Below are 20,734 nucleotides of genomic sequence, written 5' to 3'. Positions count from 1 at the left end.
TTTTCAAATGCCTGCATCGAGACTGGATTTGCCGGGCAAGGCACGCGCCGGCGAACCGACGTAGATCAGGCCCGGCTCCGTATCGCGAGTCACCAGCGCGCCCGAGCCGATGACATTGTCCCGCGCCACTTTCACGCGATCGTTGAAGGTCGCATTCACGCCGATAAAGCTGCTGTCGCCGATCTCGCAGTACCCGGAAATCACCGCATGCGATGCCACAAAGACGTTATCGCCGACGACCGTGCGATGCCCCACATGATTGCCGCTCCACAGCACGCAGTTGTTGCCGATACGAACAAAGGGCTGGATCACGTTGCCTTCGAAGATGAAACTGTTTTCGCCCAGCTCCGCATTGCGCCACACGAATGCCCGGCTGCTGACATAGGTCGCGAAGCGATAGCCCCGGCGCTTGACATCCTGGTAGAGGCGCGTACGCAGGCGATTGAGCTTGCTCGCCGGAACAGCGACGAAGACCTCGACATCGCCTGGCGGGAAATGCATCTCCAGCGTTTCGTAAGGCACGACGGGACGACCGGCCAGGACCGGTTGCGTCAGGTACGCCTGTTCCACGCTGAAGGCGACCACGTCATAGTCGCTGTCATGCTCGAAGTATTCGCAGGCGATCTGCGCGAACTCGCCGGCGCCGATCAATACTAGCGGCCGGGCCATGCTGCCGCGCCCTCTCGTTGCAGCGGAGCGCTCGCTTCACGCAGGAAATCGTCGTAGTTGGCGATGTAATCGGCCGGGTCGTAGAGCTGATCGGCCAGCACCATCAATACGCAGTCTTCGCTGAAGTTGTACAGCTCACGCCATACCATGCGACCGAGCAGCAAGCCTTGCGACGGATCGTCCAGCACGACCTCGACCGGCCCGGTGCCGTCATCGAGCAGGAACGTGACCGATCCGCGCACCGCTACCGCCAGCTGATTGAGATGACGATGCGCGTGCTGGCCGCGATGCACGTCGCGGCTTGTAGCAAACAGGTAATACACGCGCCGGATTTCGAAGGGCACGTTCCGGTCCTGCTCCAAGGCAATGAGCATGCCGCGACTGTCGCCATGCGATTGCAGCTGGATGCGTTCGATTTCCATGTTTTAGGCCACGTTGTCATTGCTTGGAGGACCGCTCACAAGCTTGAGTGCCGCCTCATTCGCGAAAGGTTGCGTCGTTGTCGACACGCCGCCGGCCAGGCCTACCGGGCGCCGCGTCTTTTTATTCCCTCGGCCACGCAACCTTTCCCGGTTTCATCGGCACTCATGCGCATTGGGCCCCTTTCCGTCTGCGCACGGCGCCAACGCAAGTGCGAAGCGGGTCACGGTTACATAAGGGGATCGGCATGATGACGGCGGCGCGCAAGGGCATCTTGAGCATGGGACTGGAGAAAGAGACTCCACCAAAGGGGACCGGTAACGCGGCATTCGTGGCTGGCGTGGATGAGCCGCTGAGCAGCCCGTCTCAACAGCCCACCGAGACCCGCGTGCCCGCACGACCCAGAAAGCTGGTGGTGCTGCATTGGCTGACCGTGTTTTGCGTCGTTGCCGCCGTGACTTTTATCTTGACCCGCGACCAGATCGACGGGAAAGCGGTACGGCAGTGGTTGCTCGAAGGGCATCGTCATTTCGGCCTGTTCGTGCTGATGCTTTTTCTTGCGCGCGTCGGCATTCGCCTGCGGCTGGGAAAACTGCCGCACGACGAGCATTTTCCAAAGCTCGTTCGCCTGATGGCCGGTCTGACGCATGTCGCCTTATATGCGTTGCTGCTCACCCTGCCCTTGCTCGGCTGGGCCTTGAGCAACGCCGAAGGCAAGCCGGTACACCTGCTCGGCCTGACGCTGCCCGCACTCGTGAGCGCCGACGAGGATCTCGCCGACACCTTGCAGGCGTGGCATCTGAATGCCGCCTGGGTCTTGCTTGGACTGGTTTCGCTGCATGTTGCCGCGGCGCTCTGGCACCACTTCGTCCTGCGCGATGAAGTGCTTCGCAGGATGTTGCCCAACCGCCGCCGTTGATCGGCACTGCCGTCGACAGGCATGTCGCCCTCATCCCCGTTGCATCTAATAAAAAGCAAGGAGACCTCATGCTGTCCTTTCTGAACCGACGCACGATGCGACGGCCCAAGAAGATGCTCCTGTGGTGTGGACTGGCAGCGCTCCTGCTGCTGGCCAGCACCGCGGCCCAAGCGATTCCGGCCTTCGCACGACAAACCGGCTCGGCCTGCGCGGACTGCCATGCCGGCTCCTATGGCCCGCTGCTCACGCCCTACGGCATGCGCTTCAAGCTCAATGGCTACACCGATACGGATGGGCATGGCGTCAAGATTCCGCTGGCTGGCCAATTAACGGAAACACACACCGCGCCTGCGCGTGGCCCAAGCAGCACCGCTCTTACCGAGGCCGACCTGTACATCGCCGGGCGCATCTCCGACCAGTTCGGTGGCTATGCCAAGGTCGTATCGGCCTATACCGGGCGTAACAATACGTACAACACCACGCTCAGCAATCTCGATCTGCGCTTTGTCGCCAAAGAGCTCAAGCTCAACGGCAGGGATTTCACGCTCGGCGTAAGCGTCAACAATAGCCCGGGCTTCGATGATCCGGTGGATGTGTTGCCGGCGGCGACCAGCCTCGGGCCGGCGACCGGAAGCGGGCCGACGGGCACCTTCCTCGGCCAGTCCGGTCCCAACAACCCGGCCAACCGCGTGATCGGCGCCAACGTCTACGGTCTGTACGACGCCAACTGGTATGGCGAGGTCGGCACCTATACCTCGCTACCGACCTCGACGCAGGATCGCCTCGGTTACAACATCTCCGGCGACCCGGGCAAGATCAGCGACACCGGCTACTTCCGCTTCGCATACATGAAGGACATGAAACGGCAGTTCTTCTCGGTCGGCGTCGTCGGCTTGACGACCAAGCGCCAGCTTCCGCGTACGGGGCCCAGCGACAACCTGTTCGACCTGGGCTACGACTTGTCGTACCAGTTCATCGGCAATCGGGACAATATCGTCCAGCTTTCGTACGTCAATATTCTCGAGAAGCGCAAATACGGCAGCACACCGGTAGGCCCCACCGGCCTCACCGCCTTGCCACGCGGTGTACTGCACGACGAAACTTTGAGTGTCACTTACACATTCAAGCAAGCCTACAGCCTGCAGGTTGCTCATCTGCAGAGCAACGGCACCCGCGATGCGGTTCGATTCGGCCCCTTCGGCAACCCCGATACCACGGCCAACCTCATCACCTTGTTCTGGACGCCGTTCGGCCGCGAGGACTCGTTCACCTCGATCGCCAACCTCAAGCTTTCGGCCACCTGGTTCCGCTTCACCAAGTTCAACGGCGTGACGAACAACATCTTCGGCGTTCCGTTCGGCGTGGCGCAAACCAAGCCCGGCGATCTGAACGCGTTCTCGGTTTCGGCAAGCGTAGCGTTCTAACACCTCGCAAAGGAGTCAAAAGTGACGAAGTTATTTTTGGGGCTGTGCACCGCAACGCTGGTTCTTGGTTGGGTGCTGGCCTCCCCTCTCGCGCGGGCCGGCGATGCCTCCGCAGGGTCGGATGTCTTCAAGACCGAATGCTCGGAGTGCCATAGCATCAAGGAGGGGCGCAACAAGAAAGGTCCCAGTCTTTTCGGTGTGGTGGGACGCAAGGCGGCGACGATATCCGACTATGAGTACTCCGACGCCCTGCGCTCAAAAACGGACTGGGTCTGGACACCGGAAAAGCTGCACAGTTATCTGTCGCAACCGGCCAAGCAGGCCGATCCGGGCACCAAAATGAAATACGATGGCCTCAGTGATGCCAAGCAGCTGGATGATCTGATTTCTTATCTGAGCACCGTTCACTGATGATGAAGTGATGTTGCACAGCCAATCCCGGGTCTGTGTGTATGGGATGCGCCTTGCCGTGACGGTTCGCCGCCGCGGCAAGGCGTTTGTGCGACTGAAGGAGGCCTTGGACCTCCCACTCGTCATCCCGGCGCAGGCCGGGATGGCGATGGAAACCGAGATTATTCGAGGTCTTCTGAATCAACGTCGGGCCGCACTTATTGCGTGCGCCTTGATGAGTTTCATGGCACTGCCGGTGCATGCGCAGTCGACCGGAATCAACGGGACGGTCGCACTCAGTTCGCAACTGGTCGATCGCGGCCAGGCCATAACGCCGTCCACACCGGTCTTGCAGAGCGCGCTGTCATGGACCTCCGCATCGGGCTGGTCGCTGGGTGTGTCGGGCAGCACCGAAGTACGTTCGCCGGGTCACGTCGTCGAGGCCTTGGCACAGGTGTCGCGCTATTGGTCACTATCCAACGACTGGCAGATGCAGACCGGCCTGCTTTACTACAACTACCCCGGCAACAGCCGTTCCAGCGTCTATAACCGCGCCGAGCTTGGCGTCAGCTGGATATACCGCGATGTGCTGACGTTCGGGTTATCGGCAGCGCATGTCTTTCGTACCGGCAACCAGCGCCCGCGAACGGCTGCCGACGTCGACTTTCACTGGCCACTGGTCTGGGATGTTTCGTTGTCGGCTGGGGCAGGCATCGCCGAAACCCTGATCGCCCCCCGCCCCCCTTATACCTACGACCACCCCAGCCATTACAAGTACGGCCATATCGGCCTGGTCTGGCGGCGTGGCCCCTGGCAGATGGAGCTGGAGCATATCCAGACCGACCCGGGAACGGTCGGACGGCGAGGCACCCCCGACGTCTCACCCTGGGTTGCGACAGTGTCCTGGTCGTTCTGACCGCCCCTTTCATTTAGATACAACCTTTTTGCTTCGAACGGGTACTTACGCAGGTAACTCGCTCCCACCCGCCTGCCTGCGACCCTATGAACGAAGCCGATATCGACGCCGACGCGACTGACCGCATGCTGCTCCAACGCATGTCGGCAGGCGATCGCACCGCGCTGTCGGTGCTTTATCGCAGCTACCACGGGCGGCTTTGCCGCTTTCTGTCCCGCCTGACCCGTCGTCCCGATGTGATCGAGGAAGTGATCAACGATTGCTTCTGGATAGCGTGGCAGAAGGCGGGCAACTTCCACGGCGACTCACGCGTTTCCACCTGGATCATGGGCATTGCCTATCGCTGCGGCCTCAAGGCATTGCGGCAGCACGGCGACGAACCCGTGGACGACGACGCCATCCCCGAAGACCGCACACCTGCCCATGATCCGGGCGAGGATCGCGAGCTGCGCGACTGGCTGGGCAAGGGCCTGGATCGTCTATCGGTGGATCAGCGAGTCGTGATCGAACTGGTTTATGGCGTGGGGCATTCGCTGGACGATGTGGCGGTCATCATGCAGTGCCCGGTCGGCACGGTGAAGGCGCGCCTGTTCCACGCACGCGTTAAACTGCGCAACGTACTGCCGGCCCTGGCCGGCGAATCACGCGCCACCAAGGAGAGCGTGTCATGACGTTCCCGACGGGTTCCGGCAGGGACTGTGCCCGTGCCTGGGAGGCGATGCCCTGGGTGCTGCAGCAAAGCGCGCCGCACGAGCAAAGCAACTGGCTCATGGATCACCTGGCCGACTGCGAATCGTGCCGTGCGGAGTTCGAGCAGCAGAGTCGCTTGCGACGCGCCATGTCGTTGCCGTCGGATATCGCCATCGACGCCAACGTCGGCCTGAAGCGCCTGCTCGCTCGCCTCGATGCGCCGGAGCCGCAAGTCGCGCCGCTGCGCGCGCGCTCGGCGGGCTGGCTGACGCGTGCACTGGTCGCCGCGGTACTGATTCAGGCGCTGGGTATCGGCGCGCTGGGCATGAAGCTGTGGTCCGAGAGCGATAGCTCGATGTACCACACGCTCAGCCAGGACAACTCGTCGCCCGCGCCGCCCGGGGCGATCCACGTCGTGCCCGATGCGACCATGAAGCTTGCCGACTGGAACGCACTGCTGCGCACGCTTCAGCTGCAGGTCGTCGGCGGTCCCAATGACGTGGGTGCCTATACGGTCGTGCCGACCCATTCGGCGTCGACATCACGGACTACGTTGCAGCAACTTCGCGCAACACGGGGTATCCGTCTGGCAGAGCCTGTTACCGATACCCCATGAAGTACGCGGTACTTATGCTCGCCGGATGGGCCTTGGCTCTGGGCGGCTGCGCGTCGTCACGCCCCAACACCACCCCGGACGACCACGCAGGGCTGGCTCGTCCGTCCGTCGATCATGTGTCGTCGATGAACCCCCAGCGCGATATCGTGGTGGCTGTTGCCAACCCGCTCGCACCGCCGTCCACGCATGCCGGGTCCAGCCTGCTCGGCTATACGCCATCGGCAAACTATGGTGCCGGGCAGCGCGCCATGTCCGTCCTGGCGTCATTGAAAAAAACCTACGGTCTGCGCGAAGTCACCGGCTGGCCGATCAAGGCGCTGCAGGTCTATTGCGTCGTGCTGCAACCGCCGCCCGAAGTAGATCGGGATACCTTGATCAAGGCACTCGCCAAGGACGAACGGGTGCAACTGGCGCAACCGCTGCAGGACTACTCGGTTTATTCCGATACAACGAATCCGAACAAATCGGCGGACGCGCATCACTACAACGATCCCTATGCCGATCTGCAACGCGGCTTCGTCGAGACCGATGCGGCGCTGGCGCACAACCTCAGCCAAGGCGACGGCGTGCATGTGGCCATCGTCGATACCGGCGTGGATACGACGCACCCCGACCTGCTCGGGCGCGTTCGCGATACCGCCAACGAAGTCGACGACGATACCGCGGCATTCCGCCACGATCACCACGGCACCGAAGTGGCCGGCATCATCGCCGCGGTTGGCGACAATCGCCAGGGCATCGTCGGTATCGCGCCCAAGGCCGTGCTGAGCGTCTACAAGGCGTGCTGGTATGCGCCAGACAACAGTGCGGGCGCCCATTGCAACTCCTTCACGCTGGCCAAGGCGCTGGCGGCATTGATCGATACGGATACGCGCATCATCAACCTCAGCCTGGGCGGCCCTGCCGATCCGCTGTTGAACCGGCTGCTGGAGCAGTTACTGAGCCAGGGTCGTATCGTGATCGCGGCCATGCCTCCGGATGGGGACGCCGATGGCTTTCCGGGCAGCGCACCCGGTGTGATTGTGGTGCGATCGAGCAATCCATCGACCGCACCACCGGGCATCGTGAGCGCGCCGGGGAACGACATCCTGACGACCCAGCCCAGCGGCGGATACGACTTTACCTCCGGATCGTCCATGGCGGCGGCGCACGTCAGCGGCATCGCCGCCTTGCTGCTGTCGATCGCACCGAAGCTCGACGCGCGCACGCTGCATGATCTGCTGATTCAAAGCAGCAAGGTTTCCAACGGCGTACTTCAGGTAAATGCAGCATCCGCAGTCGCCGCTTTGCGTAATCAACAGAAGACCAAGCCCTGAGCGATGAACATGACTTTTTACGTCATCGCCGCGGCGATGATCGCGCTGGCGCTGTTTGCGCTGATCTATCCGCTGATAAAAGCAAGTCGCCGGCACAAGCACTCGCAAGACCTGCTCGCCACGATCGTCGCCATCGCTGTGCTGCTGCCGGCGACCGCGATCTATCTCTATGCACGCCTCGGCTCGCCGGCAGCGCTGGACGAGAGCACTCGCAATATCGCGATCGGAGCATCCGTCGAACGGAAACAGCAGGACATCCAGAAGTGGCTGGATAAGGCTCACGATGACGACGTGGCTCAACGGTCCGGCGAAGCACGCGACGCCTATGCACAGGCACTGAAGCTGGACCCGCAAAACGCTGTCGCCATGGTCGGCTGGGTCGAGGCCGATATGTCGCAGCAAACCGGCTATGCCGTCGACACCGCCGCGCGCCGCCTGCTCGAACAGGCGATCGCGCTCGACCCGAACAATCAACGTGCGCTCTGGCTGTTCGGCATCAGCCAGTTCCAGCAAAAAGACTATGCCGCCGCGTCCGCCACCTGGCGGCATCTGCTGCAGCTCCTGGATGCGGGCACCGATCTGGCGCAGTCCGTCACGCAGCAAATTGCGATTGCCGATGAAAAGGCGAATCTCACGCATAGCGGCCCGAAATCTCTCCGCTAGCAGCACAAATCGCCTGTATTCACCTCAATTGACACATTCTTTCCGTGGCAGCCGTTATGCTACGCACGGATTGTTTCTCGTTTGTCGCCAAACCATGGCGACGAACGCACGACATGCTCCAGGCCAAATCCAAGTGCCCGGGGGCCACCAAGGCTTGGTGGCTACCTCAGTGACCTGACGCCCACCGAGTTCCGACCATCGCGAACCGGCGACCTTTTTGTGCGGCAGTGAACGCGAGTCGAACGTTATGAGCATTTCCCCTGATCCTTACGCCGAGAGCGTCGATCCGTCCGTGCAGTGCAGCGACTGTGAAGCCGTTTGCTGCCGGCTGACCGTTGTACTGATGCCCGAGGATCATGTGCCCGGGTGGCTGGTCCATCGCGATGAAAAAGGCATGGAAACGCTGGCCAAGGGGCGTGATGGCTGGTGCAAGGCGGTGGATCCCAACACGTCGCGCTGCACGATCTACGAGCAACGCCCGGAGATCTGCCGCAAGTTCGCGATGGGCAGCCCAGGGTGCCGCGATGAACGCGAACGGTGGTTTGATCGTTCTGCTTTTCCGACGCGGACTGTGTTGAGCAACGGCTAACGAAATTTTTAAAGACGTTTCCTACCCGTCATCCCGGCGTAGGCCGGGACCCAGTGGCTTCGATTTTCGGTTTTCGCGAATTCTCGATGTCTAACGCGACAACCCACCCATAACGCCACTGGGTTCCGGCCTACGCCGGAATGACGATAGGTGTGAGGCCTTCGGAAGTTGGCGGTGCAGGTATGGGGCGATCGACGCGACGCAAGGAAGCCTCGGCTGATTTCACCGCAATCTCCACCACCTCATCATGTGAAGACCGAAAGAACGCCACTTGCCGCGTCAAATCAAGCGCCAGCCCTAGCGACGTACGGCTGGCGGCACTAGCCTGTTCGGCCAACGCCGCATTCTGCTGTGTCACGTCATCCAGCGCGGTAATCGCATCGCTGACCTGTGCAATACCCGCTGACTGCTGCTGCGACGCGGCGGCGATTTCGGCCACGATATCGGCAACACGTTTAGCCCCGCCATGGATGCCCTGCAGCGATGCGCCGGTGCGCTGCACGAGCTCGGCACCGGTCGTCACGCGATCGCTGGCATCGGCGATCATCGCCTTGATATCGCGCGCCGCCGACGCACTGCGATGTGCAAGCTGGCGCACCTCGGTGGCCACGACCGCGAAGCCGCGACCTTGCTCGCCCGCGCGCGCCGCTTCTACGGCGGCGTTCAGCGCAAGAATATTCGTCTGAAACGCGATGCCATCGATCAGCGTGGCGACCTCGGCAACGTTCTGGCTGGCCGTCAGAATCTGCGCCATCGCGTCGGTGGCCGACTGCGCCACCAGCGCGCCCTGCTCGGCATCGCCACGTAACGCCCTGGTCAGCTCGCTTGCTGCCAGTGCGCCTTCCGCGTTTTGCCTGACCGAAGCCGACATCTCATCCATCGAGCTTGCCGTTTCTTCCAGCGATGCGGCCTGCTCCTGCGTCCGACGGGAAAGATCGTCGATGCCCTGGGCGATATCGCGCACCGCCAGACTCATTTGTTCGGCGTTGCCACGCACGCGACCGACCACCGTCGTGAGCGTCCTGTCCATCGAGGCGAGCGACTGCAAGGTATCGCTCAGCTCATCGTTGCCGGCAATGACCAGTTCGTTATCGAGCGTACCGGCGCTGATGCTGGCCGCCAGTTGTCGAGCACTGAACAGGGGCGCCATGACGGCACGGATAAGCAGCAGGCTGGCGATCAGCAGGACGACCATCCCGATCAGTATCGTCGCGATGCTTACGTAGACCGTGCGCTTGTGACGTTGCTGCGCGGCGGCATACTGCTCACCGGCCTGTTTGGCGTTGAACGTAACGTTGCGCAAAATGGCCACGCTTTCCACGTCGAACGCTGACGCCAGTTCGTGCAGCGCGAGCGCCGATGCCTCATCGCGGTGCCCCGCGGCCAGCAAGGCGAGACTCCGGGTCACCAGCGGCGCGGCCACGGTACGCGCATCGGTAAACGGCTTGGCCACCGCCAGGCCCTCGGGCGAATCCGCCTGCAGTTTCAGATAGGCCTGCCAACGGGTGTCCATGTCCTGCTCGATCGCCGCCACCTTCCGCATCGCGTCGTTCGCTGCGTCGACCGTACCGAACAGCAATGCCCGGCTGACCGTACCGCGCTCGGTGGCGATCGCGGCGCGAACGTCACCCACCTGGGCGACCGGCAGCAGGTTGCGGTGGAAAATAGTGTCCAGGTCGTCGAATGTATGATCGAGCGCCACCAAGCCGATGCCGCCCACGATGAGCGCGATAGCAAAGCCCGACGCCATCGTGGCTAGGATCTTGAGCTTGACGGTAAAACGCATGATCGACTCCCCCTGGTGTCACAGGGATATCGACCTACGTTCTTCGGGCTGTAACCATAGCTGATATGCGTGTTTTGCATCACGTGACTCTAACCGTCCAACCGGCATGCTTTGCTCCCGCTGATTCTTCGCGCATCAGCTGCAACGTATAGGCCGACAATGCTCCTGCGTCATCGCACGGAAACCCAGGACCTGCTGTCCATCCAGGAAAAAGCGTTCGCTTACTTCCTGTCCGAAAGCCACCCTGAAACCGGTCTCGTACGCGACAAGAACGCACCGGGCTGGCCCGCCAGCATTGCAGCCACCGGCCTGGCGCTGGCGTGTTATCCGGTGGCGGTCGAACGCGGCATGATGGCGGCCGATGCGGCCGTGGAACGCACGCTGGCCGTACTCAGGTTTTTCTGGAACAGCAAGCAAGGTCCCGAGGCGGATGCGACCGGTCACCACGGTTTCTATTATCACTTTCTCGACATGGCTACCGGCACGCGCGCCTGGCAATGCGAACTGTCCACTGTCGACAGCGCCTTCCTGCTTGCGGGCATGCTGACCGCGGCTGCGTATTTCAACGACGACAGTGCCGATCACCGCGAGATTCGCCGGTTGGCCGAAGCGCTTTATCGCCGCGCCGATTGGCCCTGGCTGGTGGGCGAGAGCGGAACGATACGCCACGGCTGGAAGCCGGAAAGCGGGTTCCTGCACTTTTATTGGGAAGGCTACGACGAGGCCCTGCTGCTGTATGTGCTGGCCCTGGGCTCGCCGAGCCACCCCATTCCTGCTGCGTCGTACCAGGCCTGGACGTCGACCTACGAATGGAAGCGCTGCTACGACCTGGATTATCTCTATTGCGGTCCACTGTTCACGCACCAGTTGTCGCATGTCTGGATCGACTTTCGCGGCATCCAGGATGCTTTCATGCAGGTCCAAGGCATCGACTACGCGGAAAACAGCCGCCGTGCATCGCTGATCCAGCAGCGCTATGCGATCGACAATCCGCTTGGCTACAAGGGTTATGGCGCCGAGGCCTGGGGCATTACCGCCAGCGATGGGCCTGGCCCATCCACGCACCGCATCGCGGGCATCGTTCGGCGTTTCTACGACTACGAAGGACGCGGCGCGCCGTATGGCCTCGACGACGGCACGCTTTCGCCGTGGGCCGTCGTTGCTTCATTGACGTTCGCGCCTGAGATCGTGCTGCCATCGATTCACCACTACGTCCACACGCTGCAGATACACGACTGTCATGAGTACGGCTTCAGGGCGAGCTTCAATGCCACCTATCCCGGCAGCCACGCGCGTTGCGGCTGGATATCGCCGTGGCATTTCGGACTGAACCTGGGGCCGATCGTGCTGATGACCGAGAATCATCTCAGTGGGATGGTCTGGCAGCTCACCAAGAACTGTTCGTGGTTTGTGGACGGGTTGCGGCGCGCTGGTTTTCAGGGCGGGTGGCTTGGTCCTCACTGAAACTTCCCCTATCCGTCGCCCCGGCGAACGCCGGGGCCCAGTGCCTTATGCTTCGATCTTCGGAAGACGCTGGGCCCCGGCGTTCGCCGGGGCGACGGATAGGAAAGGTTGATTGCACTGCAAAGCGATCGCTAACCGCTGCGCCGATGATGAATCTCGATCAGATGATCGCGCCCATCATCGATCAACACGATCTCGTCCCCGTCCTGAATCACGCCATCTACCGCGATCTGCTGCAAGCCCGTGCCTGCCGCGGTCTGCCACACCGTGGCGTGATAGTCGGTTTCGCGAAACCGGTAGCGCAGCTCGAATATCGTCCACTCCGCCGGCAGCACCGGACGAATCTGCAAACGCTCCCCTTGCAGATGGAAGCCCAGCAGGGATTCGACGATCAAGCGATACATCCAGCCCGCCGACCCGGTGTACCAGCTCCAGCCGCCGCGACCGATATGCGGATCGGCGCCATAGACATCGGCGGCCACCACGTACGGCTCGACCTTGTAGACCTCGATCGCCGCCGCGCTGTCGCCATGGCTGACCGGGTTGATCATGCGCGTCAGCTCCCACGCCCGCGCGCTGTCGCCCAGCGCGGCAAACGCCATGGCGGCCCATACCGCCGCGTGGGTGTATTGCCCGCCGTTCTCGCGCACGCCCGGCACATAGCCCTTGATGTAGCCAGGGTCGAGCGCCGAACGATCGAACGGCGGTTCCAATAGTTGAATCAGCCCTGCCTCGCGGCGGACAAGATGCTCATCGAGCGAAGCCATCGCCTGGCGTCGGCGCTGATCGGAGGCGGCGCCGGACAGCACCGACCAGCTCTGCGCGATCGAATCGATTCGACATTCGTCGTTCGCCGCTGACCCCAGCGGGGTGCCGTCGTCGAAATAGGCACGTCGGTACCAGTCACCATCCCAGCCGTGCTTCTCGAGATTGTCCCGCAGCAGCGACGCCTGCTCCTGGCAACGATCGGCAAACGCTGCATCGTTATAACCACGTGCGATATCGGCAAACTGCAGCAGGGTGTCGTACAGGAAAAAGCCGAGCCACACGCTTTCGCCTTTTCCTTTCTCACCGACACGGTTCATCCCATCGTTCCAGTCGCCGCTGCCGATCAGCGGCAAGCCATGTACACCTCGCGCCATGCCGTGCTCCAGGGCGCGCACGCAATGCCGATACAGCGTCTCCTGCAAGGGCGAGTGTCCCGGCAGATCGTAATAAGACTCTTCGCCCGGATTGAGCGGCCGGCCATCGATGTAGCCCACTTGCTCGTCGAGTACGCCCGTATCGCCGGTAACACGCACGTAGCGGCTGGTGGCCAGTGCCAGCCACAAGTAGTCATCGGAACATTGTGTGCGCACACCGCGATCCAGCGGCGGATGCCACCAGTGCTGCACGTCGCCTTCGGGGAACTGATGAGCCGCGCATTGCAACAGATGCTGACGTGCGTTGTACGGCGTGGCGTGAATCATCGCCATGGTGTCCTGCAGCTGGTCGCGATAACCGAACGCGCCACCCGACTGGTAGTAGCCGCTGCGCGCCCAGAATCGACAGGCGATCACCTGATACATCAGCCAGCCGTTGACCATGACATTGATCGCCGGATCGGGCGTGTCCACCTGTATCCGACCCAGTGTCCAGCGCCAGTGCATGCGTACAGCCTCGAGCGCGTTCGCTGCCGCTTCCGTGCCACGGAATCGCTGTACCAGCTCGGTCGCCGTCTTGGCGTCATATCCCGCGCCCAGCTGAAAGACGATCTCGTGGCTGGCGCCATCGTCCAGATCGAAACCGAACTGCATGGCTCCGCAAGGGTCCATGCCGGCACCGACGCGACCGGAGAGCCGCGCCTGCGCCATCGCCGCCGGCGCGCGCAGGCTGCCGTTGCGACCGAGAAACTCACTGCGGTCGCCTGTAACGCTGCAGCCGGACTGATCGACATCGAAGAACGCGACGCGACCAGGAAAATCCATCAGATAGGCATTGCGTGCAAACAGGGCACCGGTGACGGGATCGGCCTCGGTCACCACATGCATGGCCGATTTCTCGCGCAGATCACCCAGCACCCATTCGACATAGCCAGTGGCGGACAGTCGACGTGGGCGGCCCGATGCGTTGTGAATCTTGAGTACGGAGAACTTGATCGGTGCATCCAGCGCGACATACACCCATAGCTCGGTGCGAATGCCATCCTCCTGATGTTCGAACACGCTGTAGCCGAAACCGTGCCTGACCACATAGGCACCCGTACCGCGCCGCGGCATCGGCGTTGGCGACCAGTAGTGCCCGCTCTCCTCGTCGCGCAGGTAAATCGCCTCACCACTGATATCCCCGACAGGATCGTTGGCCCACGGCGTCAAGCGGAACTCGTGCGCGTTCTCGCTCCAGGTATAGGCACCACCGCTTTCCGAAACGATGGTGCCGAACAACGGGTTGGCCAGCACATTGGCCCAGGGAGCCGGTGTCGCCTTGCCCGGCTGCAACGTCATGACGTACTCGCTGCCATCGGCGGTGAAGCCACCGTAAGGATTGCGCAGGATCAGTTTCTCCTGCGCAGACTCCGATACCGCTGCCGGTTCCGACGTCGCCTGCATGATGACTATGCGGCTTGGATCGAATCGTGGCAGCGGCTTTTCGGCGCGACGGCGATGAACCTGCTCGGACAGGCTGCCGCGCGTGTCGCTGATGACGATTCGCGCGACCGATTGCATGAGAATGCGGTCCTCGCGCGATAGCTGTTGCGCGGGACGTACGAAGATGCCTCCAGGGCGATCGATCAGGCTGGCCTCGATGCCCGAAGCGATCAACCCCATGATCAAGTCCTGCAGATGCTGGCGATAACCGGCATGGTCCTCGTTCCAGATCACCAGATCGACCGCCAGGCCTTTCAGACGCCAATAGGCATGCGCCTGCACCAGCTGGCGCACCAGTTCGATATTGGACGAATCGGTGATCTGCAACAGGACTATCGGCAGATCGCCGGAAATCGACTGTCCCCATAAACCCGACTGGTTGCGGCGATTCTCGATCAGCACCGCCGCTCCGGCGCGTAGCGACGCGTTCGCGTAGATGATCGACGCTGCCATCTGCTCGTACAGCCGCGCATCCGACAACGATGCATTGAGCTGGCGCAGCAAAACCTGGCTATGCGTCCAGGCGAGGTCGAACACGCGGTCTGCCAAGTGTCGATCGCGATATTTGTTGATCAGGTACAGGCAACCGTCGCGACTATCGCTGACGCCAGAGACGAAATCGATGGTCGCCGACTGTCCGGCATCGAGCGTAATGCGACAGCGGATCGCAACGATCGGGTCGAGCACCGAACCGGCGCTGTCGGAGAGCAGGCCTTGCGCATCGAGCGGCTCATCCATCGCCGCCGGATAGGTAATGCTGCGACCGCGACCGATAAAGCGCGCGCGATCGGTTTCATACGAGATCACGTCCACATCGCAGCCGTGCGCTGCCAGCAAATGACACATCCACGGTACCGCTTCCTGGGCCTCGCGCGGCCGGCGCGTGCAGATAATCGCCTGCAGGGGCTTGACCAGCTCGGTCTGCACAAACAGGTTGCTGAAGGCCGGATGCATCGCATCGGCCATGGCCGGCGCCAGCACCACCTCGGCATAGCTGGTGATCTCGATGGTCCGCCGCACGCGTGCGCGATTGGTGACGCGGATGCGGCGCAGCTCGATGTCGTCCTCGGGCGACACCACGATCTCGGTATGCGCGTCGAATTCGCAGGCACGCACGCGGAACTCGGCGCGCGCATCGGAGAAGATCGCTTCGTAGCTCTCCGGCCGCTTCAAGGTCGGCTGGTGCGTACTGGACCAGAACTCGCCGGTGGCGACATCCCGCAGATAGCAAAACATGCCCCAGTTGTCGCAGGTGATGTCTTCGTGCCAGCGCGTCACCGACAGATCGCGGCAACGGCTGTAGCCGCCGCCCGCGCTGCTCACCATTACGTGATAGCGGCTGTTGGAGAGAAGCTGCACAGAGGGCCGCTGTCGATCCGGGTCGGTAAAGACCCGTAACTTGGTTTCGGCTACGCGCACGGCAGTATCGACGGCGGAGAAACCGGATGCATGCAGATATTCCGCAGCGGTCTTTGGCAACCGCTCCTGCAGCAACAAGGTGGTGGCCTGGAACTGCGGATCGGACTCGAATCGCCGTTGCATCGGCCGATCCAGCAAGACGCTGGCCAGCGACAGCAGGCTCATGCCCTGATGATGGGCCATGTACGAACGAATCACCGCCGAGGTCTGTCCACGCGGCAAACGAGCCGGCGTGTAATCGATCGCTTCATGCAGACCGAAACGCCCTGCTGCACCTTCGGCCGTCAACCGCTGCAGGTTTCGACAAGCCGCTTCGGGTGCCACCATCAAGGCCAGCGCCGATGCATAGGGCGCAATGACGATGTCTTCGCCCAGACCGCGCTTGAGTCCCAGGCCCGGCACGCCGAACGCGCGATATTGATAATTGAGCTGCACATCCAGCACGTTGTAACCGGACTCGGACACGCCCCAGGGCAGGCCCAATTGATGTCCATACTCGATCTGCCGCGCTACCGCGGCGCGGCAGGTCTGATCGAGCAGCGTGCCCTCGTAGCTCGGCATGACCAGCAGCGGCATCAGGTATTCGAACATCGAACCGGACCAGGACAGCAGCACCGGCACGCCGCCGGTGGTGGTCAGCAGACGTCCGAGAGTAAACCAGCCCTCTTGCGGCAGCTGCCCCTGCGCGATCGCCACGAAGTTGGTCAGGCGCGCTTCCGATGCCAGCAGGTCGTAGTAGCTCGCATCCAGCCGGCGCTCGTCGACGTTGTAGCCGATCGAGAAGAGGTCGCGACGCTTGTCGTAGAGGAAACTGAAATCCATGATCGCGAACGAACCGGCAAGCTCGGCCAGGCGTCGCGCGTTGTCGACGCGCTCACCGGCAAGCCGGCGCACTTCGGCGACCCCTGCCCCGCTGGCATCGACCCAGGCACCGGCATCGAGCTCGGCCAGTTGTCGCCATGTCGGCATGCCCGGCACGCTCGCGGCATGACTGCGACCCGGCGGAAGCACGAACAGCTCCAGCTCGCCCAGGATGTCCCGGCATTGCGACAGCAGGGCTTGTAGCCAGAACGCGATATCGCTGCCTTCGGGTGCGTCGATGCTCCCTGTGAGCTGTTCGGCTTGATGGAGCAGCGTATGCATGCATGTCACTGCCGCGGTCAACGATGTCGGCGGTGCGGCCAATGCCGCGTCGAGTTCGCGCTGCCAGGCGTGCATGTTCTGATCGCTTAAGGCGGCAAGCAAAGCTTCGCGCAGCACGTCTGCGGTGTCGCTCAAGCCGGAAAGCTGGCGAACCTCGAATACTGGGCTGTCAGCAAGTGCCAACAGACCCGGTCGCAGCGTCAGCAGGTGGCCGGCGAGGTTGCCGCTGTCGACGGTGGAGACGTACTGCGGCGGCAAGGGCTGCAATGTGAGCGTGTCGTACCAGTTGTAAAAATGGTTGCGATGCCGCTCCAGCTTGCCCATGGTCTCCAGCGTGGCGCCCACCCGCTGCAACAATCGCCCCGCACTGAGGTAGCCAAAATCGTAGGCGGCCAGATGCGCCAACAAGGACATGCCGATATTGGTCGGCGAGGTCCGGTGCGCCGTTACCGCGGTGGGTTGTTCCTGGATATTGTCCGGCGGTAACCAGTGATCCTGCTCACCCACGTGCACATCGAAGAAAGCCCAGGTCTTTCGCGATAGCGTATGAAGAAAGCGCTTCTCCATCGGGTCCGGTACAAATACCTTTCGCGACGATGGCCTGCTGATCCACCAGGCGACCGCCGGGGACAGCAGCCAAAGCAGCAGGAAAGGACTCGCCACGGCCAGTGAGGCCGGCCGCGATAGCAGCCATGCCGCCGCCAATACGCCGAGCAGGGGACCGATCCACATCAATCGATAGAGCCCGCGCAGGGCATTGGTGCTGGTCCGCTCCACCTCGCGCGAAGGATTCCATTGCAGCAACCGACGCCGACTGACCAGCATGCGCCACAATGTGCGCGCGATGGCATCGATGCTGTAGAACGCCTCGTGCGGTAGCCAGATCAAACCCAACGCGGCACGCGTGAAATGCTGGGTCGACGATCGCGTCGCCGCCGTCAGGTGCTGGTCGAGCGAAACGTCATGCGGCTTTTGAAATAGCTCGAGCAACGATGCCAGCAGTGGCTGGATCAGCACCAGCGCAAGAATGGCCACGGTCCACGAGAATGCCTGCGGCACGCAAATCCACCCCACCAGAAGCAGGATCAGGGTGGACGGCGGCACCAGACTGCGCCTCAGGTTGTCGAGAATCTTCCAGCGCGATAACGCGGACAGCGGATTGCGTTCGATACCGCCATGCTGGGTCGGCGACCACGGGAAGATCCACGGCAATAGCTGCCAGTCGCCGCGAATCCAGCGATGGCGGCGATTGACGTCCGCGCTGTAGCGCGAAGGATATTCCTCATAGAGCTGGACATCGCTGAGCAGGCCCGAGCGCGCATAGCAGCCTTCGACCAGATCGTGACTGAGGATGCGGTTGTCCGGAAAACGGCCCTCGATAGCCTGCTCGAAGGTATCGACCGCATAGATGCCCTTGCCGATGAACGAGCCTTCCTGAAACATGTCCTGATACACATCGGACACCGCATGCGTATAGGGGTCGATGCCGGCCTCGCTGCCGAACAACTCGGCGTAGGCCGAACGTGCCGTGCTTGGAAGACTGATGCCGACACGCGGCTGCAGAATGCCGTAGCCCGACGTGACCCGACGCTTTTGGGCATCGTATGTCGCCATATTGAGCGGGTGCGCCATCGCACCGATGAACTGCCGCGCCGCATCCCTGGGAAGCTGCGTGTCGGTGTCGAGCGTGATGACATAACGCACATGCGTCAGCACGACGATATCGCCGACGATCAGCGAAAAGCGCTCCTGACCCGAGCCGCGCAGCAGTGCATTGAGCTCCGAGATCTTTCCGCGCTTTCGCTCGTAGCCCATCCATGACTGCTCGGCCGGATTCCAGCGACGGGGACGATGGAACAGGAAAAAACGATCCTCTACCGCATCGGAATATTTCTTGTTCAAGGCATCGATGCATTCGCGCGCATGGACCAATAACGCTTCGTCCTCGTCTTTCACCTCGACCGGTGCATCCATGAAATCGGTCAGCAGGCCAAAGTGCAGGTGCCTGTCGCGGTTGGCAAGAAAGCGTACCTCCAGACCTTCGGTCAGATCGTCGATATCCTGCACACTGGCGATCAGCGTGGGCACGACCACCAGCGTGCGCGCATGTGCGGGCACACCCTCGGAGAAATCCAGGCGCGGAAGCACGCTGGGCGATATCGTCAATGTAACGAGCAGATCCACCAGGCCGATAGCCAGGCGACTGGTCATCAACAGCGTCGGCAAGATCAGCCAGCCAATGAGTGCGGCCCGCCAACCGTTTTCGTGCGCGGCGACAAGGAACGGAAAGGCCAGCAACGCCGTCAGCAGTGCGACCAGCCCCAGGTACATCGATAGCGGTGCCCGCTGCAGTACGCGTTGCCAGGCATCGCCCAGGCTCGTACGCGCGTCGATGTGCCGCTTGAGCTGAGGCAACCCTTTGTCGATCAGATAGAACCCCACGTGGTTACGCGCATGGTTGCCGGCGCTACGTGCCGCATGGGTCCTGGACAATTCCACAGCGGCACGCGCCACGGCTTCCTCGGAGAGCGGGCTGCAGCGCGCCAGCTTTTCCACCACGTGCCGGTAATGGTCGCGTGTCGAGAAATCCATGGTGCCGTAGACACCCGTCGGGTCGTCGCTCAACACCTTTTCGACCACGCTCGTGCTTTCGACAAAATCACGCCAGTCCGTCGCCGACAGCAGACGCAGGCTGTTGATGCTGTTGCTGATCGATACCTGATCGGCAGCCTGCTGCTGTGCCTCCACCTGCACGAGGCGTTCGATGCTCAGGCCCGCCTCGGACAACCGTTGCTCGATCCAGGTAAGCGGCAAGGCCAGCGCCGGGCTCTGGCCCTGCAAGCGGCGAGCGAGCTCGGCCACGAACGAACTCGCCATGGGCGGATCGGAGCGCGCCATATCGGCGACGGCCAACACCACGCTCTTGGGATCGCGTTCGGCCACCTCGGCCATGCGCTCGGCCCAGTCGACGGCAAGGTTGCGATCGTTCCAGTCGGCGATGACGCGCGCCGCAACCCGACGCAGGTTCTCGATCAGGGCCAGCCGCAACATGATCGGAATGGCCCACAATTCACCTAACGTCAACGGCGTGACGGCCTGATAGGAGGCGACAAAGCGACTGAGGCTTTCGCTATCGACCCGGCCATCGCCATGCGAAATGGTCTCCAGCGCGATGTCGTAGACACGCGGGAGGCCGGCCGATGACCCGTTCGCCAGACGCGGCAATTCCCTGCTATAGCCTTTGGGTAGATGTTTTTGCGCAGTACGGATCTGCTCTTCGATCAGATAGTAGTTATCGAGCAGCCATTCCGCCGCCGGTGTCACCCGCCGGCTGGTCAGCGTTGCGGCGGTGAGCATTTCGCAGCTACTGACCAGAATGGCTTCGTTATCGGCCAGCCGTGCCAGCAGGCCATCGGCCTCCGAGTCGGGACTGAGCTGATGTTGCCGCGCCAGCTGCCCGCCATGGCGCTCCATCTGATCGGCACTGAACAGTTCCGAGCGGAGCGCATGTTCGTACTCGAATTTCCGATGCGACGCGCGCCAGCGACGAAAACCCAATTCCAACCGCCGCAAACGAAAAAACGCGCGCATACGAAAAATGTCCATCGATTCCCTGACTCACCAAAGGGGTGAGAGCCGTGATGTGTCGGAATGTCCATATGGACTGCTGACGAGCTGCGATA

14 protein-coding genes are annotated in these 20,734 nt (G+C 62.2%); 10 read left to right on the top strand and 4 right to left on the bottom strand.

What is annotated here, in order from left to right; all coding sequences use genetic code 11:
* Positions 1–3: 3 nt before the first annotated feature.
* Positions 4–669, bottom strand: coding sequence for an acetyltransferase (locus ACZ6WW_RS11980; protein ID WP_465274383.1), 666 nt, complete (start codon positions 667–669; stop codon positions 4–6).
* Positions 654–1,091, bottom strand: coding sequence for a sugar 3,4-ketoisomerase (locus ACZ6WW_RS11975; RefSeq protein WP_281850949.1), 438 nt, complete (start codon positions 1,089–1,091; stop codon positions 654–656). Before ACZ6WW_RS11975 ends, ACZ6WW_RS11980 begins: the two co-directional genes overlap by 16 nt.
* A gap of 278 nt (positions 1,092–1,369) precedes the next feature.
* Here ACZ6WW_RS11975 and ACZ6WW_RS11970 point away from each other — a divergent pair, with 278 nt between their 5' ends.
* From ACZ6WW_RS11970 to ACZ6WW_RS11930, 9 genes are all read left to right on the top strand, one after another.
* Positions 1,370–2,008, top strand: coding sequence for a cytochrome b (locus ACZ6WW_RS11970; RefSeq protein WP_465274503.1), 639 nt, complete (start codon positions 1,370–1,372; stop codon positions 2,006–2,008).
* Between the two features lie 68 nt (positions 2,009–2,076).
* Positions 2,077–3,432, top strand: a complete 1,356-nt coding sequence (locus ACZ6WW_RS11965; RefSeq protein ID WP_465274382.1) for a cytochrome C — start codon at positions 2,077–2,079, stop codon at positions 3,430–3,432.
* A 21-nt stretch (positions 3,433–3,453) separates the two neighbouring features.
* Positions 3,454–3,843, top strand: coding sequence for a c-type cytochrome (locus tag ACZ6WW_RS11960; RefSeq protein ID WP_465274381.1), 390 nt, complete (start codon positions 3,454–3,456; stop codon positions 3,841–3,843).
* A gap of 142 nt (positions 3,844–3,985) precedes the next feature.
* Positions 3,986–4,738 (top strand): TorF family putative porin, encoded by a 753-nt coding sequence (locus ACZ6WW_RS11955; protein ID WP_465274502.1) that lies wholly within the window; start codon positions 3,986–3,988, stop codon positions 4,736–4,738.
* Between the two features lie 86 nt (positions 4,739–4,824).
* A complete protein-coding gene (locus ACZ6WW_RS11950; RefSeq protein ID WP_281850952.1) occupies positions 4,825–5,409 on the top strand; it encodes a sigma-70 family RNA polymerase sigma factor in 585 nt (194 codons plus the stop codon).
* A complete protein-coding gene (locus ACZ6WW_RS11945) occupies positions 5,406–6,044 on the top strand; it encodes a zf-HC2 domain-containing protein (protein ID WP_465274380.1) in 639 nt (212 codons plus the stop codon). The genes ACZ6WW_RS11950 and ACZ6WW_RS11945 overlap by 4 nt, the downstream gene beginning before the upstream one ends.
* Positions 6,041–7,360 (top strand): S8 family peptidase, encoded by a 1,320-nt coding sequence (locus tag ACZ6WW_RS11940; RefSeq protein WP_465274379.1) that lies wholly within the window; start codon positions 6,041–6,043, stop codon positions 7,358–7,360. Before ACZ6WW_RS11945 ends, ACZ6WW_RS11940 begins: the two co-directional genes overlap by 4 nt.
* A gap of 9 nt (positions 7,361–7,369) precedes the next feature.
* Positions 7,370–8,023: a tetratricopeptide repeat protein gene (locus tag ACZ6WW_RS11935; protein ID WP_465274378.1), complete on the top strand. Its 654-nt coding sequence runs from the start codon at positions 7,370–7,372 to the stop codon at positions 8,021–8,023.
* A 247-nt stretch (positions 8,024–8,270) separates the two neighbouring features.
* Complete coding sequence (locus ACZ6WW_RS11930) at positions 8,271–8,612, top strand: YkgJ family cysteine cluster protein (RefSeq protein ID WP_465274377.1); 342 nt, start codon at positions 8,271–8,273, stop codon at positions 8,610–8,612.
* A 130-nt stretch (positions 8,613–8,742) separates the two neighbouring features.
* Here ACZ6WW_RS11930 and ACZ6WW_RS11925 read toward each other — a convergent pair whose 3' ends face one another.
* Positions 8,743–10,398 (bottom strand): methyl-accepting chemotaxis protein, encoded by a 1,656-nt coding sequence (locus ACZ6WW_RS11925; RefSeq protein ID WP_465274376.1) that lies wholly within the window; start codon positions 10,396–10,398, stop codon positions 8,743–8,745.
* 159 nt (positions 10,399–10,557) lie between these two features.
* On the opposite strand from ACZ6WW_RS11925, the gene ACZ6WW_RS11920 reads away from it, so the two are divergent.
* Positions 10,558–11,862, top strand: a complete 1,305-nt coding sequence (locus tag ACZ6WW_RS11920) for a glucoamylase family protein (protein ID WP_465274375.1) — start codon at positions 10,558–10,560, stop codon at positions 11,860–11,862.
* A gap of 131 nt (positions 11,863–11,993) precedes the next feature.
* Here ACZ6WW_RS11920 and ACZ6WW_RS11915 read toward each other — a convergent pair whose 3' ends face one another.
* Entirely contained in the window at positions 11,994–20,642 is an 8,649-nt protein-coding gene (locus tag ACZ6WW_RS11915; protein WP_465274374.1) for a glycoside hydrolase family 94 protein, read from the bottom strand.
* Between the last annotated feature and the right edge of the window lie 92 nt (positions 20,643–20,734).

The organism is Dyella sp. NPDC103356 (assembly GCF_055584465.1).
Note: the sequence above shows the minus strand (reverse complement) of the source record. Positions and strands in the feature narration are given on the sequence as shown.

Excerpts from the sequence above, each read along its gene's own strand:
- ACZ6WW_RS11940 (WP_465274379.1), top strand. The coding sequence starts at position 6,041 with ATGAAGTACGCGGTACTTATGCTCGCCGGATGGGCCTTGGCTCTGGGC.
- ACZ6WW_RS11955 (WP_465274502.1), top strand. The coding sequence starts at position 3,986 with ATGGCGATGGAAACCGAGATTATTCGAGGTCTTCTGAATCAACGTCGG.
- ACZ6WW_RS11915 (WP_465274374.1), bottom strand. The coding sequence starts at position 20,642 with ATGCGCGCGTTTTTTCGTTTGCGGCGGTTGGAATTGGGTTTTCGTCGC.
- ACZ6WW_RS11925 (WP_465274376.1), bottom strand. The coding sequence starts at position 10,398 with ATGCGTTTTACCGTCAAGCTCAAGATCCTAGCCACGATGGCGTCGGGC.
- ACZ6WW_RS11935 (WP_465274378.1), top strand. The coding sequence starts at position 7,370 with ATGACTTTTTACGTCATCGCCGCGGCGATGATCGCGCTGGCGCTGTTT.
- ACZ6WW_RS11965 (WP_465274382.1), top strand. The coding sequence starts at position 2,077 with ATGCTGTCCTTTCTGAACCGACGCACGATGCGACGGCCCAAGAAGATG.
- ACZ6WW_RS11950 (WP_281850952.1), top strand. The coding sequence starts at position 4,825 with ATGAACGAAGCCGATATCGACGCCGACGCGACTGACCGCATGCTGCTC.
- ACZ6WW_RS11930 (WP_465274377.1), top strand. The coding sequence starts at position 8,271 with ATGAGCATTTCCCCTGATCCTTACGCCGAGAGCGTCGATCCGTCCGTG.
- ACZ6WW_RS11980 (WP_465274383.1), bottom strand. The coding sequence starts at position 669 with ATGGCCCGGCCGCTAGTATTGATCGGCGCCGGCGAGTTCGCGCAGATC.
- ACZ6WW_RS11970 (WP_465274503.1), top strand. The coding sequence starts at position 1,370 with ATGGGACTGGAGAAAGAGACTCCACCAAAGGGGACCGGTAACGCGGCA.
- ACZ6WW_RS11945 (WP_465274380.1), top strand. The coding sequence starts at position 5,406 with ATGACGTTCCCGACGGGTTCCGGCAGGGACTGTGCCCGTGCCTGGGAG.
- ACZ6WW_RS11975 (WP_281850949.1), bottom strand. The coding sequence starts at position 1,091 with ATGGAAATCGAACGCATCCAGCTGCAATCGCATGGCGACAGTCGCGGC.
- ACZ6WW_RS11920 (WP_465274375.1), top strand. The coding sequence starts at position 10,558 with ATGCTCCTGCGTCATCGCACGGAAACCCAGGACCTGCTGTCCATCCAG.